This is a genomic window from Actinomadura sp. NTSP31, from assembly GCF_041951385.1.
Taxonomy (GTDB): Bacteria; Actinomycetota; Actinomycetes; order Streptosporangiales; family Streptosporangiaceae; genus Spirillospora; species Spirillospora napierensis.
Map to the genome: position 1 here is coordinate 87173 of NZ_JBGNUT010000014.1, position 15800 is coordinate 102972.

The following is a 15800-nucleotide window of genomic DNA, read 5'->3' on the forward strand; positions in this document are numbered from 1 at the left end:
TCCTCCCCTTGTCCTTCCTCCGTGGGTCAGACCGCCCACGGCCCCACTTCACTCACTCCCGACCGGTCACGCCCGGTCGGCACGCAGGTGAGGGCCACCGGCCAGCGGGGTGAGGTTCCTGACTCAACCCGTGGGCAGCAGTCGACCGGGCAAGGGCGCTACGCGGCCCGTTGGTAAGGGAGATCCCACCAGCCGCTCGTGACCCCCGGCCGCTCCGGCGGAACCTCCAGCGTGCGAACCACCGCCTCGGCCTCATCCACCACAGGCGGACGCCCTGACCGCGGCCGGTCGTCCAGACGGCTGGCCAAGCCGACCGGAACCGATTCCGCCACGTCACCACCGTTTGCCCGGACCCCTGCAGACGGCGGGCGATCTCGGCGTTGGAAACCCCCTCGGCGGTCAGCAGCACGATTCTCGCCCGCGTCACCAGACCAGACGGCATCGACGGCGACCGCTCCCACGACCGCGACTGGCAAGACCTCAATGAACGTGGCCGGGGCCGGGGCCGGGCATAACGTATCGTCGTTCCCACGGTCCAGTGCCCGAGCATCTGCTGGACCGCGACCCGATCCACGCCTCGCCCGCGATCTTGTGGGTAGCGAATGCCCGCCGAGCGCACGCGGGCTGAACCACTCCTCAAGTCACGGTTCGCGTGCGGTCCGGAAGGTGGGCCGTTTGCGCTGCTTGGGCGTGGGTAACTGCCGGGTACTTGTGACCGGCGCATGGTGCCTGAAGCGACGGTCATGGCAGTGCTTTGGCCTTGCAATGTCCACGCCGGTGTCTGGGGGGCCGGGGTGGGTCGGCGTTGGGAATGCCGCTGTCTGGCCTCGGAAGATTTAGAGGTGATGGAGGACGGCCTGAGAGGGACGCAGGGTGAACGGTCCGGTGCGCCCACGGTCATCGTGGTGATGGGCGTTGCCGGGAGCGGCAAGTCGACCATCGGACGTTCGCTCGCCGCCCGGCTGGGCTGGGAGCACGTCGACGGCGACGCGTTCCACTCGGCGCGGAACATTGCGAAGATGCGTTCCGGTACGCCGCTCAGCGCGGCCGACCGGCGACCGTGGATGGACCGGCTCGCCGATTGGATCCGCGCTCGGCTGGCCGAGGGTCGCCCGGGCGTGCTCGCGTGCTCCGCGCTCAAGCGCGACGACCGGGACCGCCTCGCGGGCGGCCGCGCCGGTGTCGTCATCGTCCATCTGGACGGCGACCGTGACCTCATCGCCCGCCGGATGCGTGACCGTTCCGGCCATTTCTTCGATGCCGGCCTGCTCGACAGCCAGTTCCGTGAGCTGGAGCCGCCCGCGTCGGACGAGGACGTGCTGAGCGTTTCGGTCGCGGGTTCTCCCGAGGCCGTCACCGACGACATCTTGGCCGCCTTGGAGCGCATGGGGGTCGAACCGGCCGGATCCGGCGACTGAGCGAGAACGGGCGATACGCGTCGAACAACACTGGGGGGAGCCTTCGATGCGCGCTGAGCAGGTCACCGACCCGGTGACCTTCCACGGGGAGGGCCCGGTCTGGTCGTCGGCATGGGGAGGGTTGCGCTGGGTGGACATGCTGGCCGGCGATGTGATGTCGCTGGGGGCCGATGGCACGGTCGGTCGGCGGCACGTGGGCGGTGTGGCGGCCGCGGTGCGTCCTCGTCGCGGGGGCGGCGCCGTCATCGGTGTGGAGCGGGGCTTCGCGCTGGAGGACGCGGACGGCACGCTGACGCACCTGCCCGAACTCTGGGCCGACCAGGGTGTCCGCATGAACGAGGGCGGGTGCGATCCGGACGGGCGCTTCTACTGCGGGTCTATGGCGTACGACAAGAGGCCGGGCGCGGGCGCCCTCTACCGGCTCGACCCCGATGGTTCCACGTCGGTCGCGCTCAGCGGGGTGACCATTTCGAACGGGCTGGACTGGAGCCCGGCGGGCGACGTGGCGTACTACAACGACACGGCCACGCAGCAGGTCGACGTGTTCGACTTCGATGGAGCGTCGGGATTGACCGGGTGCCGCGCCTTCGTGTCGATACCGGGCGAGGACGGCGCTCCGGACGGCCTGACCGTGGACGAGGAGGGCGGGGTGTGGGTCGCGCTGAACCAGGGCGGCGAGGTGCGCCGGTACACGCCCTCCGGCGTCCTGGACGAGGTGGTCGAGGTGCCGGTGCAGGGGGTCACGGCGTGCGCCCTGGGCGGGCCGGGGCTGGACGAGCTCTTCATCACCACATCGCGCGAAGGGCTCGCCCCGGACGAGGACCCTCCTGCCGGCTCGTTGTTCCGGGCGGTGGTGGGCGTGAGGGGCAGGCCGGTGCGCGAGTTCGCCGGATGACGACCCGCGCGAGGACGGTCGCCGCGCCGCCGTGGATCAGCCGCGCCGTGCTGACCCGCCGGTGGGGACCGGGCCGCCGGATCCCGCCGGGTACTCCTGGAGCGGCACGAGGTCGTCGGCCCAGGCGGACATGACGGGGGCGAGGACGCGCCACGCCTCCTCGGCCTCGTCGCCCCGGATGGACAGGGCGGCGTTCCCCCGCAGGACGTCCAGCAGCAGCCGCCCGTAGGCTGGCAGGTCGGAGGGCTCCATCCGCGCGGTCAGGGTGAGCGGAGTGAGGGTTCGCGCGCCGGAGCCGATGCCGGTGAGCGCCAGGGTCATGTCCTCCGGGTCGAGTCCGAAGCGGAGCACGTTGGGAAGAGCCTCCCCGGTGTGGCCGAAGGGCAGGTGCGGGACGGGCCGGAAGCGCACCGCGACCTCCTTGCGGTCGGTCTTGAGCGCCTTGCCGGTGCGGAGCCGGAAGGTGGTGCCGGACCAGCGCCAGCTCTCCAGGTGCAGTTCCACCTCGGCGAAGGTCTCGGTGCGGCTCTTCGGGTCCACGCCGTCCTCGTCGAGGTAGGCGGGAACCGGGCGGCCGTCGATCCGGCCCGCGAGGTAGCGGGCGCGGCGGGTACGGCGAAGGACGTCCTCGTCGGTGAACGGGCGCACCGAGCGCAGCACGTCGATCTTCCGGTCGCGGAGGTCGCGCTCTCCCAGGCTGAGCGGCGGTTCCATCGCCACCAGGCACAGCACTTGGAGAAGGTGGTTCTGCACCATGTCCTTGAGTGCCCCGACGCCGTCGTAGTAGCCCGCTCGGCCTTCCAGGGCGAGGGACTCGTCCCAGACGATCTCGACCTCGGCGATGTGCGCGCTGTTCCAGAGGGGTTCCAGCATCCGGTTGGCCAGGCGGCTGCCGAGCAGGTTCTGGACGGTCGTCATGGCCAGGAAGTGGTCGACGCGGAACACCGCCTGCTCGGGGACGACCTCGGACAGCAGCCGGTTCAGTTCCTCGGCACTGCGCAGGTCCTCGCCGAAGGGCTTCTCCAGGACGATCCGGCTGCCCGGCGGCAGGCTCGCCTCGTGCAGCGCGGTGACGGTGCCGGGGAAGACCGCCGGCGGGAGGGCGAGGTACAGGGCGACCGGTCCGTCGCCGCCGATGAGGGAGGCGAGGTCGGCCGGGTCGGTGGCGTCGGCCTTCCGGTAGCGGGCGGCGCCGGCGACCCACATCCTCGCGGAGGCGGGGCAGGGCCGGCCGTGCCGGTCGAGCTGCTCGGACGCCCAGTTCCGAAACTCCTGGTCGTCCCAGTCCTTCCGGCCGGCGCAGACCAGCTGGAAACCGTCGGCGAGTTCCCCGGCCGCCCGCAGGGCGGCGAGCCCCGGCAGCAGGTAGCGGGCGTTGAGATCGCCCGTGGCGCCGAAGACGACGAGCCGATCGATCATGCCGTACCGCCTGCCTTCGCTCGGGCCAGGGTGACGCCGCTGGCGATGACGCCGATGTGGCTGAACGCTTGAGGGAAGTTGCCCATGAACGTGCCGGTCGACGGGTCGATCTGCTCGGGCAGTAGCCCGAGGGGGCTGGCCCGGGCGCACAGTGAGTCGTACAGCTCCTCGGCCCGTTCGATGCCGCCTTGCAGAGCGAGATTGTCCACCAGCCAGAAACTGCAGAGCAGGAAAGCGCCCTCGTCACCGGACAGGCCATCGGGCGACTTGTCGTGCAGGTAGCGGTAGAGCAGGCCGTCGCCGGCGGAGAGGCGTTCGGCGATAGCCGCGGTGGTGGCCCTCATCCGCGGGTGGTCGACCGGGACGACCTTCCGCAGTGGAAGCGCGAGCAGGCTGGCGTCCAGGCTCCCGCCGCCGTCGATGTGCTCGCTGAGGGTCTGCGCGTCCTCGTCCCAGGACTGCTCCAGGATCAGCCGGCGCACCTTGTCGGCCGCAGCGCGCCACGTGCCGACCGGTCCGGGCATGCCGAGTCGCTCCCCGATGCCGGCGGCCCGGTCCAGGGCCACCTGGCACATCCCGGCCGAGTAGGTGAAGACCCTTCCCTTGCTGCGCACCTCCCAGATGCCCTGGTCCGGACGGCACCACGCGTTCTCGGCGGTCCGGGCCAGTTCCACCAGGCCCGACCACAGCGCGGGCTGCAGATCGCCGCCGGCGCGCAGCCACTGGTCGGCGCAGTCCAGGACCTCCCCGTAGATGTCGTGCTGGCGCTGGTCGGCGGCGCCGTTGCCCCAGCGCACGGGCGCGGAACGCCGGTAGCCCTCCAGGCCCGCATCCTCGACCTCCCGCGGGACGGGATCGCCGCGGAGGGTGTACATGATCCGCGGCTGCTCGGTGTTCTCGAAGGCGTCCAGAACCCAGCCGAGGAAGGCGTCCGCCTCACCGTCGAATCCGATGCGGCGCAGTGCGAACACGGTGAAGGCGGCGTCCCGGATCCAGGCGTACCGGTAATCCCAGTTGCGGACGCCGCCGATCGGTGCGGGCAGCGAGGAGGTGGGAGCCGCCACCAGCGAACCGTTGATCCAGTCATCGCACAGCTTCAGCGTGATCGCGGCGCGCCGTACCATCGGCTCCTGCGGGCCGCTGTAGCTGAACGCCCCCATCCAGCGGCGCCATGCCTCGGCGGTCTCCCGCAGTACCGCCTCGGGGTCGAACCGGTGATGCCGGTGGACGCGGCCCCAGGACAGCGTGAGGTCGAGCCGATCACCCCGCTGCAACTCGTACACCGCGCTCAGACCGGACAGCGGGCGGTTGCAGCGCAGATGCAGGCGCAGCTCCGGGTGCCCGGGCGCCTGTACCGCGAGCCCACTGGCCAGGACGCGCAGCTCCGCACCGCCGCGGGGCCGCAACTCGACCCGCAGGCGGACGGTCCCGTCCTCGACGACGGCGGACCGGACGAGCTCCCCCCGGCTCGCCCCCGCGTCATCGGAGAGGTCGGCGCCCGCTCGCAGTGCCATCGCATCGGTGAGCTTCACCAGGCCGGTCGGGCCGCGCATCTCGGTCACCAGCACCGCGGTGTCGGGTTCGTAGTGCTGGCGAGCCTCGCGGAGATCCTCGACCGTCACGGTGAAATGCCCGCCGTGCCGGTGATCCAGGAGGCTGCACAGCAGCGGCTCGCTGTCGAAGCGGGGCAGGCACAGCCATGGGATCGACCCGTCCCGCCCCACCAGCGCAGCCGTCTCGCCGTCGCCGATCAGGCCCAGATCCTCCAGCCGCGGATAACCGTCCCGCCGGCGAACCGCACGGAACGATGGATCGAGATCGAGCATGACGGACTCCTGGCTCCTTCTCCAAAGGACGGCCTTGCCGCCGCCGGGAAAGCGGCGCCGGTCGCGGCGCTAGAAGGCGACGAGTACCTTCACCACGTCCTCGAGCTTCTTGTCCGACACCTCGAAGGCCCGCTCCATCTCGTCGAACGAGAAAGTGTGCGTCGTCATGCGAGTGGGGTCGAACCGCTGCGTCTCCAGTATTCGCAGCAGCCGTTCCATGCGCAGCCGCCCGCCCGGGCACAAGCCACTGGCGATGGTCTTGTCGGCCATCCCGACTCCCCACTCGGCGCGGGGAATGCGCACGAACTCGCCTTCCCCGTAATAGCCGATGTTGGAGATCGTCCCACCGGGCCTGACGATCTTCACGGCGGTCTGGAAGGTGGCGTCCGCGCCGAGGGCTTCGATGGCGGTGTCCACTCCCCGGCCTCCGGTCAGCTCGAGGACTCGATCGACGACGTCCTCCTTGGTGAAGTCGACGATCTCGTCCGCCCCGTAGGTGCGGGCGAGTTTCTGCCGGTCGGGCACCGATTCGATCCCGATGACCAGCCCGGCGCCCAGGAGTCTGGCCCCCGCGGTCGCCATGAGCCCCACCGGCCCCTGAGCCAGCACGGCCACCGTCCCGCCCATCGGGATGTTTCCGTGCTCCGCGCCCATGAACCCGGTCGAGAGCATGTCCGCGCAGTACACCGCCGCCTCGTCGGAGACCCCGTCGGGTATCTTCGCCAGGTTGGCGTCAGCCTCGTTGACATGGAAGTACTCGGCGAACACCCCGTCCTTGGAGTTCGCGAACTTGAACCCGCCCAAGGGCCCGCCGGACTGCGACGGATATCCGTTCTGGGAGGCGAGGTCGCCCCAGTCGGGGGTGATGGCGCCGGACAGGACCCGGTCGCCGGGCCGGAAGTCCTTCACCTCGGATCCCACTTCGTGGACCGTCCCCACCGCCTCGTGCCCGAGCGTGAGGTTCTCCCGCGGCCCGATTCCGCCACTGACCGTATGGGAATCCGAAGTACAGATCAGAGCGGCGGTCGTCCGCACGATGGCGTCCAGCGGGCCCGGCCTCGGCATCGGCTTGTCCAGCAGGCCGACCTGCCCGATCTCCTTCATCACGAATGCTTTCATCGCAACCCCAGTTCGACGAGTACTTCGCATGCGGCCCGTTCGCATGTGCCCCGCCGGCTCACCAGCCCATGTCTCCCCGGCGGACCGACCCCACGGTCGCGTAGTCTCTCCGCCCCGAAGAGGTTTGCGCGGAGCAGAGCGAAGGATGTTGCAATATTCCGTCCAGGAACGGCCATCCCCGATCAACGCCCCGCCCGAAGAGCTCCTTGCATTCCACAGGCGAGGCCGTCACCGGCCGCGTCTTCGCGCGTGCCGCCGGACCACGATGATCCGCGCAACCACGAGCACGGCCAGCAGCGCCACGATCCCGACCGCGATCAGCACCTTATGGAGAGTCGTAAAGTGGGCGGCCAGTTCGCTCGCCAACGCTTCCACCATGAGCAGCATCCTTCCCATCGACAACTGCTTCTACCCCGGCGTCCTACGGGGCTCGCGCCCACAAAGTTTCCGATGTATTTAAGCCTGTTTTGGTAATTCTTAGTGCACGTCGATTCGGCCCGGCCTGCTCCGATGGCGGCAGCATCCGCCTTCGTTCAGACGCCGCCGCAGCGTCTGCATGTCAACGGCAGTCGGACCCTGCCGTGGGGCGCATGGAAGGGGTTTATGCCACGCGCCGCCGTGGTACCGGCGGCGTGGTCTTCACCGATCTCCCCGGAATCCGGGGCGGCCGATCAGGCCCGCGCACCTGCTCCGGGCGGAACTCGGCCCGGCTGCCGGCGAGGCCGACCGCGCCGGGCCATTGGTCACGGAGTTCACCTCACCTGCCGCCCGCTGCGCCATGCACGAGCTCTTGGTGCGTACCCATCCACACCGGCAGCGCTTCGGCGACGCGATGGGGGCTCACCGCCGCCCGGCCGCTCCCCGCCGACATCGACACTCGGGGGGTTCGCGGAGCGGCTTTAACCATCCGACAGAGGTGGATGTGATCAAGAGCCTCGTTAAGGGCAACCGATCGGGGTAAGCCGGAAAGCGATGCGAGGGGGCACAGGCCGGAGGTCGACGGGAGCACACGGAATGTCGAACGCCCGACTCGTCGGTATCGCTCGATATGTGAGCCTGCTGGGCGGCGGCGTCATCACTGGGGGGCGCGCTCGCCGTGCTCATCCTCGAACTGGCCCTGCGTCGGCTGGACGGGCGAGAATACATACTGGTCCGGCAGGCGGAGCACGACTTCTTTCCCTGGTACCTCGGCGCCACCCTCGCGTCCACGCTCATCGCCATGGCGATGCTGGTCATCCTCGCGCGCAAGGCGGGCAGTCCCGCGCTGCGGCCTGCGGCCGCGGCGCTCGTCCTGCTCGTGCTGGCCCTGGTGGTCTCGTTCGCGGTCAACGCCCCCATCAACATCCAGCAGATCGGCTGGAACGCGCAGGCGCCTCCGGCGGACCGGGCGGGCATCCGCGACCGCTGGCAGATCGCGCACGCCGTCCGAACCCTGTTCTGCGTGATCGCGTTCGGCTGCCTGAGCGCAGCGGTCATCGACCGGTCCTTCACGCCGGCGGCGTCCCCCGAGGCCAGCGACTCCTCGTCGCGCCGATGAACCGTCCGACACGCCGGTCGGCCGAGGTTCGCCCTCGGGGGCGCGATCTAGCGTGAACGACGCGGAGGGAACGCCCGGCCGGCCACTGCGCCGGTGCTCCCTCCGCGGCCGTTGGAGGGTGAGGTCTGCGAGCGGTCAGATTCCGGTCGCGACCGGCACGGCAGGATGTCGCAGTGGTTCGAGCGGCAGGACGCCGAGCGGGAGTCGTGGGGTGCGGAGTACGAGGACTCCGGGCGGGTCTTCACCTACGAGGACGGCCGCGCGCTCCGGCCGGAATACGTCACCGACGCCTTCACCTGGCAGGTGAACAAGCACAACGCGTTCCGGCGCCGACGCGACGAGCAGGGCTGGGACCTTCAGCGCATCGCCCGCGTCCACCGGATGAGCGTCGAACGCGTGGAGATCGCGCTGTCGGGGCCGCCCCGTGCCGCCCGTGCGGTTCCACGACCTGCGGCACGGGGCCGCGACGATGGCGGCGGCCGCCGGGGTGGACATGAAGGTCATCAGCGATAACCTCGGGCACGCCTCCGAGTCGTTCACTGCTGACGTCTACGCGGTGGTCGCCGAGGAACTGGCCGCCGACGCGGCCCGCAAGATCGGCGGGTTCGTGCCGCGCCGCGCCACGGCGTAGAGGCCGCCCGAGCACCTTCAGAACGCCACTTCGCCGTTCGTGCGAGCACGAGCGGATTCCGGCCCCTCCAACACGCAAGCGGGGTTGCGTCTCATCACGCAACCCCGCTGGTAGGTGGCGGAGGATCGGGGATTTGAACCCCGGATGGGCGGTAAACCCAAACCGCATTAGCAGTGCGGCGCCATAGACCGGACTAGGCGAATCCTCCAAGAGCCATCAGGCTCAGCACAGGGTACCGGTTCGGCGTACCCACCGGCAAAGTCTGGCCTGTGGCACTGAAGCATAGTCCGAACACGCCCGTCGAGGCGACGAGGTGGCCGGACGATCCGCTCCCGGGGCCGCGGGAGCGAAGCGCCGTCCGTCAGCCGATGTGGAAGCCGGTGTAGCCGCAGGCCTTGCCCAGGTCCTCGCCGTGCTGCTGCATCTGCGAGAAGTTGGGCGTGCCGCCGGACAGGTTGCCGGAGCTGAGCTTGCGGAGCGTCGAGGCGGTCTCGTCGAGGTCGCCGGCGAACGCGCTCGCGGCCGTCTCGACGTCGCCGCCGGCGTTCTGGCCCTCGCTGCGGATCTTGGTGGCCGCGTCGGAGAACGTCTGGGCCGTCGACTCGGCGCCGCCGGTACCGCTGACCGATCCGCCGCTCGAGGCGACGCTCTTCAGCTCGGTCTCGATGTTCTTGCAGGCGGTCTTCTTCTTGCCGCCGCCGGTGATGGAGTCCACCGGGCCGCAGGCCGTGGAGCCGAGAAGCACGCCACCGATGGCCAGGGCGCCGACGAGCTTGGCGGCAGACATGCGCATGAATCTTCTCCTTCAGGGGGTTTGGGACTTCGGACGAGGGTAAACCTCACTGGTCACATCCGTCTCGATTACACCTTTGGCGCTGTTTCGCCACAGACGGTTCCGTGACCCGGCTCACACTGCCGATCACCCTGTCCTCGGCCGCCGATTCGCGGTCCGGTGCCGGGAGCCGGTACAGTTGGCTCCGGAACGGGCACCCGTAGCTCAATGGATAGAGCATCTGACTACGGATCAGAAGGTTAGGGGTTCGAATCCCTTCGGGTGCGCCCAGTTCAGAGGCCCCTTGCGATCATCGCAGGGGGCCTCTTGCGTTGGCTTGGGGAGCCACAGGCACCGATCACGCTCCGAAGAGCGCCCCGCTCATCGCCTCGGCCGCCGCGCGCTTGTCGTCCACCAGGAGATGCCCGTAGACGTCGCTCACGAAGATCAACCCGTGATCCTGCCACAGCTCACTGGCCGCGATCTTGTCCTTGGCCTGCCGGGTGTGGAGTGTCCGGAGCCACACCCATCCGTACGGCCAACTGCATTGGCGTAGCTGCCTCCACCAGGACCCACCGGCGAGCCTGCGGCAGCATGGCCCACCAGTGAAAGGTGTGCTTCCCGAACCACACGATCGACCCCGGAAAGCGTCGCTGCAATGTCAGTACGGCCGCCGCCACGTCGTGTACGGCATGGCCACCCTGCGAGGTCACGACCGCGACCGCTCGTGCGCGACCATCGGCGGTTCGGCGAGGAACGCCGTGATCCGGTCGGCCGCGCCGTCGACGTCCCGCAGGGAGTGGAAGCTGTCGACGCGCCACCAGGAGAACCCACCGGTCCGCCTGTTGACGACGACGTACGCGATGACGTCCGCCGCCGTCCCGTCCAGCCGGGTGATGGTCAGGCCGGGAATCGCGTCCCGCATCTGGACGCACACACCGCGCCGAACCAGTGCCCGGAACAAGTCGCCGAGCAACCGCAGCTCGGTCTCACGAGGGACGGAGGTGTTCATGGCTTCTCGCTTCCTGGTGGAAGCAGAGCCGGAGGCGCGGGGACGCTGACCTACCCCCCACTTCGCGTGATCGCCCCGGGGGCGGGCACAGATCACGCTAGGGGACGCCCTCACCGCGCCGCCGGCTCTGCCGTTCGAAGCGCCCTGCGCTGGTCGAAGCGCCAGGCCAGAGCGCTAGTCGTTGTGGTCGTTCGCCGAGCCGTTGAGTTGGCCGCCTTGAGCGGTCACGAAGTGCGCGACCTTGGTAGCCGCGCCCGGCACGTCGTCGACCGGATGTTTGCTGTCATCGCGTCGCCAGGTGAACGTTCGCCCCGAGGCGCCGACGAAGACCCACACGAACAGGCCCGGATTGGCCGTACTGACCATCAGGCCCGGCAAGCCGTCATGCAGCCGTACGCCCAACCCCAGCCGAGCGAGCGACGCGCGCAGTTCTCCCAGAAGCCGCAACTCGTCCTCGCGACCGGTCACGACGCCACGTCCTCACGCGACGGCTGTTCCTCACCGGTGCCCAGGCAGTCGGGGCACTGGTCCTGACTGCTCTCGGCCGGGACGCCCGCGACATGACCGGGCGCCAGCGTCCGCCGGGACACCCGCCGCTTGACCCCGCGTCCCCCGCAAGAGGTGCAATCGCTCGCCATGACGCAACCGTCGCAACAAGTCACGTTGCGTCACTAGGCCGCGATCATCTCGTATCGGACGTCAACGTCTGGCAACTGTCTCGACTTTGTCTCGTCTTCGATCACGCCACACGCCTAGCCTGGTGACGCCCCGTCAGGAAGGACGGCCCGGTGTCTCCCCAACCGATCCTGCTTCACGTCGTGATCCGCCAGCGCCGCCTACAGCGCTACGGCATGTTCCAGGCCGCCTACGACGAGGCCGCCAAGAAGATCTCGCCCGAACTGGTCGGCACGGCCCCCAGCCGCGCCCAGCTCCACCGCTGGACGTCCGGGGGACTCAAGCGACTGCCCTACGTCGATCACTGCCGCGTGCTTGAGGCGATGTTCCCCGAGTGGACCGCCGACGAGCTGTTCGCCCCGTGCCCTCCACACCTGCTGAACGGCGAGACGGCCGCACCCGTTGCCGAGGAGCGCGCCGACCTGGAGGCCACCGCCGACCGCATCGGCCCCGGCACCTACGCTGACGTCACCGCCATCTACCCCACCCGAGCAGAGTTCACCTTCGCCCACCCGGTACACGAGCTGCTCGACGGCGCCACCACCATCCGGGCCGCCGGCCTTTCCCTCAACATGCTGTGCCAGCAGTACCCCGACCAGCGCCTCGCCCGGCTCATCGAGGACGGCACCACCCTGCAAGCCCTGTTCCTGGACCCGGAAGGCCAGGCCATCCGAGCTCGCGAGCAGGAAGAGGGTTACACCGACAACCACCTGACCACTCTCACCCGCCTGAACATCGAAGTCCTGACTCGACTACGTAAGCGGCTCTCGCCCGAGGCACAAGAGCGTCTGGCCGTCGCGGTCTACGACGAGACGATCCGCTTCAACATCACGCTCATTGACGACCGCCTGTGCGTGATGCAGCCCTACCTACCGCAGGCCCGAGGCGTCGACTCGCCCACCTTCCTCGCCGAACGCAACTCGACCGGCACCGGTCTATATGCAACCTTCGAAGAGATCTTCCACTCGCTCTGGACCAGAGGCAGGACCGTATGACCGACGCACCCGCATCGCTGCTCCCCGTCGCCCTCAAAGCCGCGGAAATAGCCAGTGATCTCGTGCGGACCCGCGTCCCCGGCCTGCTCACCGCCAAGGGCGACCGCGACATGGCCACCGAAGTTGACTACGCCGTAGAACGCGCCGTCCGCGACTACCTCAAAGAGCGAACCCCGAACATCGCCATCCTCGGCGAAGAAGAAGGCATCACCGGCGACACCAACAGCGATCTCCTCTGGGCCATCGACCCGGTAGACGGCACCGCCAACTTCGTCCGCGGCATCCCCCTGTGCGGCTTCTCCCTCGGACTCATCGAACGAGGCCGCCCCGTCGTCGGCGTCATCGACCTTCCGTTCCTGAGCACCCGCTACCACGCCGCCCAGCACACCGGCGCCTACGTCGGAGACCGCCGCATCCAAGCCAGCATGACCACCGAACTCAAAGACGCGATCGTCGCGATCGGCGACTACGCCGTCGGCGACGGGGCCGAAGCCAAGAACCGCATCCGCATCGCCCTCACCGAGCGCCTGGCCGCCAACGTCCAACGCGTCCGCATGCTCGGCTCAGCCGCCATCGACCTCGCCTGGGTCGCCGAAGGCAAGCTAGACGCCAGCATCACCCTGTCCAACAAGCCCTGGGACACCGCCGCCGGCGTCATCATCGCCCGCGAAGCCGGAGCCCAAGTCACCGACCAAGACGGCACCGACCACACCTTTGCCTCAACCGCCACCGTCGCCACAGCACCAGCACTAGCAAGTATTTTGACCGGCTATGTTCAGGGTGAAAGGTTCCGTACCTCCGGGGGCGATTCCTTTAGACACTCAGAGTGAGTTGCATAGAGGACGGGGCCACTATCGCCCTATAAACGGCAATCGGAACCATCGAAAAGCCTGGGTACTGCGGCAGGTCTGTGAAGCCACTTGCTCCCACCAGGTTCATAAACTTGTTAATAAAGTCTGCTGTGCGGCCTCGGAGGATGCGGTCACCTTCAATGAAGCTGGCATCATCCAGATTGACCGGCGCCAACTCTGCATAGTGGCCGATCATTCCGACCGTTGTCCACTCTTGTTTTCCGGTGCCATATCGAGCAAATAGAACATCTGGATCGCTGTCTAGGAATTGACGTCCCTCCTGCAGCCTCGCGCTGACCGTAAGTGCGTCATAGTTCGTAGGAGTGAGGTTCATGTGAAGACCTGGACTGAATAGGCCACGTGCCACTCTAATTAGTGCTCGAAGTTGTTGAGGTGGAACAAATTCGATACTTCCACTAATGGCGTAGTCCGGGACCAGGTCCTCCAGTTGCTGCGAGCCCTCCTCGGTGGAGCGACGAGGGGTTTGTGTCCGACGATTCGAGCCGCCTCGGCTGCCTCCCTGCCGAGACTGTTGCTGGCCGTCGTCGGAGAATCCTTGAATTCCCATGTATGCCGCGGCCATCCAGCCATAGCCGAGGCAATGAAGCGTGAGTCGAAGAGAGAGCCTGGTGAAGTTATCCGCACAAGCGAGCCGGGAGGGAAGGTCTCGCGAAATTCCTCGGAGCCCCAAGAGGTGGAGTCGGCCAACCGATCGGAAACATCAGTAAGCAGACCGTGGGCCTCCAAAGTCTCTTCTAGAACCGGAAACAGGGCATCACCTAGTGACTTGTTGACATAGCGCTCATCGCCCCAGTTTTGATAGTGGCCAACGAAGCCACGGACGCCGCCTTCGCTTCTTTTTTCCTTCTTGGTCGTATTGCGCTCTTCTTCTTCAATCCCGCCCTCTATCTGCGCCAATGTGGAGCGGACTTTTTCAGTGTCAACGTAAAGAAATTCCCTCAAAAACATATTCTTCCCCTTTTGCTTCATACCTTCGCTGACTGTGTGTCCACACTATGATACGCGTGCTCTGACAGTTCACTTTTGTAGAAATATGGCCAACTGTAACTAGTCAATTGCGGTGCCGACGTAGGGTGTCGTAACCCAGGCTGACCGGGATCGGTGTCCCGGCATGTACGCGTCTGTAGACAAAGGTTCGCGCTGGCTGTCGACCCAACCTTCCGTTCGCTGCCGAGTCTGGCTGTTTAAGATCAAGGGGCGGCGGCGCTTGGGCCGCTGGCGCGGTCCCGCGCCTGGCCGCCCGGCGCGTGCGGCGTGGGCGCCGGTCACCGGGCGGCCGCGCATCGCGACGCGTCCGCCGGCCCCGCTCCGACCGGCCGCCACGGGGTCGCGCCGCCGCCGGTAGGCTCGCACTCCCCATCGCGACAGTGGAGCGTCATGCGAGTCGAGGATGCACAGCCGCAGTTGCTCACGTGCCTGCAAGAGGCAGACCAAGAGCCGAGTCGACTCGACCCGCAGCCGACGTGGAGAGCATTCGGCCGCTTCATGCGTCACCCGGTTGAGGTCGAGGAAGACGCCCTGCTGTACGAGTACGGCATCTTCTCTTTCCGAGGACCACGACGCTTCACTCTGAGCTTCTGCCGTCAGTTCGACGTCGACGAGGACGGCGCACCGGCTCTCATCCAACTGCGCTGTGAGATCGAGTACGAGCCGACACCTGCGCTTGAAGCCCTAGGTACACACAACCAATGGTGGTCAGGTGCGGCAGGTGAGCCGTCGCTGGCCGCAATGCTGGACGAGATCGAACGCAGGTCGGAATGGAAGGTCATCGGCGCACACCGACCGGTGTGCAGCTCGGTGTATCAGGAGCGTCCATGCTGATCCTGGCCCCCCGAAGGCTCGGTCCCATGCGGTCGAGGTTCGTCACATGGGGATCATTGAGCGAGCTCGAACCAGGGGGCTGCGCCGCCCCCTGGACCCCCGCGCCCCGGAGGGAACTCCCGCGCGCATCTGTCTGTCACGGGGTACGCGCCGTTCGCGCGGGAGCACCCTCCGGACAGGTCTCGTCGGGGCTGCGGGGAGAAAGGGAAGGGAAGAGGGACAGCGGCTGCGCTGCCGACCGGCCTGGCTCCGGTTGGGGCACCGTTCGCAGCAGACCAACTCACTCGCGATCAGGCGACCACAGTCCAAGTTGCTTGAGCCGTCGCTTCGCGGCGTGCTGGGTATCTTGGGACTGGGGCCCGACGCTTTCTAGCGCGATCTTGTGGAGACGTTCGGAGAAGACCACAACTTCTTCGTCCGTCATCCAGGCCACGGCCTTGGACAGCCAGTAGTCCGACCAGGCGTTCAGGCCCATGTCAATCACGGCCCTCAGGGCTTCTCCTACGTCGGGATCACCAGCCCCAAGGCAGGCCCGTGCTTCGGACTCGACGTCATTCCGTGGACGCTCCAGCAGCGGCAGCAACCACATGCGCCCTCGGCTGAGTCGAACGCCGGACTCGTTCTCGGTGTCCACGGCCCACGTGCTGCCCACCAAGACCAGCCACGGCCCACTGGCCTTGACTGCCAAGACCGTACGACTCACCGACCTCATCACGACGAACAGTCTTCCCTGCACTTCGGACGAGGCGGAAGGAGGGACGTCAAGCACGTGGGGTTGAGCCGTGGCTCCCTGGGAGCCACTGTGGGA

20 protein-coding genes and 2 tRNA genes are annotated in these 15800 nt (G+C 67.9%); 9 read left to right on the plus strand and 13 right to left on the minus strand.

All coding sequences use genetic code 11. The features are described from left to right. Window positions 1–52: 52 nt before the first annotated feature. Window positions 53–940: a helix-turn-helix domain-containing protein gene (locus tag ACA514_RS23915; protein ID WP_375043450.1), complete on the minus strand. Its 888-nt coding sequence runs from the start codon at window positions 938–940 to the stop codon at window positions 53–55. Here ACA514_RS23915 and ACA514_RS23920 point away from each other — a divergent pair. Both ACA514_RS23920 and ACA514_RS23925 read left to right on the plus strand, forming a co-directional pair. Then, window positions 846–1418, plus strand: coding sequence for a gluconokinase (locus ACA514_RS23920; RefSeq protein ID WP_375043451.1), 573 nt, complete (start codon window positions 846–848; stop codon window positions 1416–1418). The two genes, ACA514_RS23915 and ACA514_RS23920, sit on opposite strands and share 95 nt — an antisense overlap. A gap of 46 nt (window positions 1419–1464) precedes the next feature. Continuing rightward, complete coding sequence (locus tag ACA514_RS23925) at window positions 1465–2313, plus strand: SMP-30/gluconolactonase/LRE family protein (protein WP_375043452.1); 849 nt, start codon at window positions 1465–1467, stop codon at window positions 2311–2313. Window positions 2314–2349: 36 nt separating this feature from the next. Here ACA514_RS23925 and ACA514_RS23930 read toward each other — a convergent pair whose 3' ends face one another. From ACA514_RS23930 to ACA514_RS23945, 4 genes are all read right to left on the minus strand, one after another. Continuing rightward, on the minus strand, window positions 2350–3732 hold the full coding sequence (locus ACA514_RS23930) for a glucose-6-phosphate dehydrogenase (RefSeq protein ID WP_375043453.1): 1383 nt from the start codon (window positions 3730–3732) through the stop codon (window positions 2350–2352). Then, window positions 3729–5558 carry a glycoside hydrolase family 15 protein gene (locus ACA514_RS23935; RefSeq protein ID WP_375043454.1) on the minus strand — a complete coding sequence of 610 codons (1830 nt, stop codon included), beginning with the start codon at window positions 5556–5558 and terminating at the stop codon, window positions 3729–3731. Before ACA514_RS23935 ends, ACA514_RS23930 begins: the two co-directional genes overlap by 4 nt. A 69-nt stretch (window positions 5559–5627) precedes the next feature. Further along, window positions 5628–6677, minus strand: a complete 1050-nt coding sequence (locus tag ACA514_RS23940; RefSeq protein WP_375043455.1) for an NAD(P)-dependent alcohol dehydrogenase — start codon at window positions 6675–6677, stop codon at window positions 5628–5630. Window positions 6678–6905: 228 nt separating this feature from the next. Next, window positions 6906–7073, minus strand: a complete 168-nt coding sequence (locus ACA514_RS23945; protein ID WP_375043456.1) for a hypothetical protein — start codon at window positions 7071–7073, stop codon at window positions 6906–6908. Window positions 7074–7773: 700 nt separating this feature from the next. Here ACA514_RS23945 and ACA514_RS23950 point away from each other — a divergent pair. The 3 genes from ACA514_RS23950 to ACA514_RS23960 all read left to right on the plus strand — a co-directional run bounded on the left by ACA514_RS23950 (window position 7774) and on the right by ACA514_RS23960 (window position 8845). Then, the gene (locus ACA514_RS23950; RefSeq protein ID WP_375043457.1) at window positions 7774–8214 is read left to right on the plus strand and encodes an anthrone oxygenase family protein; all 441 of its coding nucleotides are present in this window, start codon (window positions 7774–7776) and stop codon (window positions 8212–8214) included. A 165-nt stretch (window positions 8215–8379) separates the two neighbouring features. After that, entirely contained in the window at window positions 8380–8727 is a 348-nt protein-coding gene (locus tag ACA514_RS23955; protein ID WP_375043603.1) for a hypothetical protein, read from the plus strand. Continuing rightward, window positions 8684–8845, plus strand: coding sequence for a hypothetical protein (locus ACA514_RS23960; protein ID WP_375043600.1), 162 nt, complete (start codon window positions 8684–8686; stop codon window positions 8843–8845). The genes ACA514_RS23955 and ACA514_RS23960 overlap by 44 nt, the downstream gene beginning before the upstream one ends. 115 nt (window positions 8846–8960) lie before the next feature. Here ACA514_RS23960 and ACA514_RS23965 read toward each other — a convergent pair. Next, window positions 8961–9053 (minus strand) — tRNA-Ser (locus tag ACA514_RS23965). A 153-nt stretch (window positions 9054–9206) separates the two neighbouring features. Beyond that, complete coding sequence (locus tag ACA514_RS23970; RefSeq protein ID WP_375043458.1) at window positions 9207–9638, minus strand: hypothetical protein; 432 nt, start codon at window positions 9636–9638, stop codon at window positions 9207–9209. Window positions 9639–9831: 193 nt separating this feature from the next. Between ACA514_RS23970 and ACA514_RS23975 the strand changes: the two genes are divergently transcribed. Next, window positions 9832–9904, plus strand: a tRNA-Arg gene (locus ACA514_RS23975). Window positions 9905–9975: 71 nt separating this feature from the next. Here the strand turns inward: ACA514_RS23975 and ACA514_RS23980 are convergent. The 3 genes from ACA514_RS23980 to ACA514_RS23990 form a co-directional block, all read right to left on the minus strand. Further along, complete coding sequence (locus ACA514_RS23980) at window positions 9976–10143, minus strand: hypothetical protein (protein ID WP_375043459.1); 168 nt, start codon at window positions 10141–10143, stop codon at window positions 9976–9978. 183 nt (window positions 10144–10326) lie between these two features. Beyond that, complete coding sequence (locus ACA514_RS23985; protein WP_375043460.1) at window positions 10327–10629, minus strand: hypothetical protein; 303 nt, start codon at window positions 10627–10629, stop codon at window positions 10327–10329. Between the two features lie 174 nt (window positions 10630–10803). Beyond that, window positions 10804–11097 (minus strand): hypothetical protein, encoded by a 294-nt coding sequence (locus ACA514_RS23990; protein ID WP_375043461.1) that lies wholly within the window; start codon window positions 11095–11097, stop codon window positions 10804–10806. Window positions 11098–11417: 320 nt separating this feature from the next. On the opposite strand from ACA514_RS23990, the gene ACA514_RS23995 reads away from it, so the two are divergent. Together ACA514_RS23995 and ACA514_RS24000 are read left to right on the plus strand one after the other, a co-directional pair. After that, on the plus strand, window positions 11418–12299 hold the full coding sequence (locus ACA514_RS23995) for a DUF5919 domain-containing protein (protein ID WP_375043462.1): 882 nt from the start codon (window positions 11418–11420) through the stop codon (window positions 12297–12299). Next, window positions 12296–13129 carry an inositol monophosphatase family protein gene (locus ACA514_RS24000; protein ID WP_375043463.1) on the plus strand — a complete coding sequence of 278 codons (834 nt, stop codon included), beginning with the start codon at window positions 12296–12298 and terminating at the stop codon, window positions 13127–13129. Before ACA514_RS23995 ends, ACA514_RS24000 begins: the two co-directional genes overlap by 4 nt. On the opposite strand, the gene ACA514_RS24005 is transcribed toward ACA514_RS24000, so the two are convergent. Both ACA514_RS24005 and ACA514_RS24010 read right to left on the minus strand, forming a co-directional pair. Next, window positions 13113–13484 (minus strand): hypothetical protein, encoded by a 372-nt coding sequence (locus ACA514_RS24005; RefSeq protein ID WP_375043464.1) that lies wholly within the window; start codon window positions 13482–13484, stop codon window positions 13113–13115. The genes ACA514_RS24000 and ACA514_RS24005 overlap by 17 nt on opposite strands. A gap of 38 nt (window positions 13485–13522) precedes the next feature. After that, the gene (locus ACA514_RS24010; protein ID WP_375043465.1) at window positions 13523–14140 is read right to left on the minus strand and encodes a hypothetical protein; all 618 of its coding nucleotides are present in this window, start codon (window positions 14138–14140) and stop codon (window positions 13523–13525) included. Between the two features lie 408 nt (window positions 14141–14548). Between ACA514_RS24010 and ACA514_RS24015 the strand changes: the two genes are divergently transcribed. Further along, window positions 14549–14992 carry a hypothetical protein gene (locus tag ACA514_RS24015; RefSeq protein WP_375043466.1) on the plus strand — a complete coding sequence of 148 codons (444 nt, stop codon included), beginning with the start codon at window positions 14549–14551 and terminating at the stop codon, window positions 14990–14992. A 280-nt stretch (window positions 14993–15272) separates the two neighbouring features. On the opposite strand, the gene ACA514_RS24020 is transcribed toward ACA514_RS24015, so the two are convergent. Next, entirely contained in the window at window positions 15273–15626 is a 354-nt protein-coding gene (locus ACA514_RS24020; protein ID WP_375043467.1) for a hypothetical protein, read from the minus strand. Window positions 15627–15800 lie beyond the last annotated feature (174 nt).